Source organism: Flectobacillus rivi (assembly GCF_030056655.1).
In the GTDB taxonomy this organism is placed as follows: Bacteria; Bacteroidota; Bacteroidia; order Cytophagales; family Spirosomataceae; genus Flectobacillus; species Flectobacillus rivi.
This window is the reverse complement of sequence record NZ_JASHIE010000040.1, coordinates 1-597: the sequence shown is the minus strand read 5'-3', so window position 1 is coordinate 597 and position 597 is coordinate 1. Positions and strand designations below refer to the sequence as shown.

Annotated in this window: 1 protein-coding gene; it reads right to left on the bottom strand. The window is 38.4% G+C overall.

Translation table 11 applies throughout. The features are described from left to right. Positions 1 to 41: 41 nt before the first annotated feature. Positions 42 to 597: transposase (locus QM481_RS24825; protein WP_283383797.1), on the bottom strand; the 556-nt coding region annotated here is incomplete at its 5' end.

Here is a 597-nt window from a genome sequence, read left to right as displayed (position 1 = left end):
GAGTGATGAACTGTATTAAAAATCAAACTTTCAGGCAAATATTATTTTGTGAGCGCAATTTTATTTGCCTGAAAATCATTCTGAAACACAGTATTGTTTTTGACGATAGCGAAAGCTTGTCTAATGAGTTTGTGTGCAACTGCCATTTTAGCGGCTTTCTTGGATTTACCTTTAGCCAGTAGTCTTGTGTAGAGATCTTTACAATCTAAGTTAAACCTGGCTGCTGATTGAGCTGCACAAAAGAGGATAGACCTGAGTTGTTTGCAAGCTGTGTTGACCAATCTACCTCTGCTTTTTAGAGAAGTTCCCGATTGCTTGATTGTGGGTACAAGTCCTAGAAAAGCAGCAAGTGCTTTGGCAGAGTGAAAGTTTTTGAGCCCATTAGTTTGGATGATAATCCCTGTTGCAGCTTTTTCACCAATGCCTTTGATTTGCATGAGTTTCTCTTTGAGGTTCTTAAACTCATCATCATTCAAATCGAAGAGTTGTGCTTGAAAATCTTCAATTTGTTGCTCGTAGACCTTATTGATAATATCTAGGCTATCAACAACTTTTTTAGCAGCTCTTGGGTCGAACGACAGTGCATGTATCTTGTTG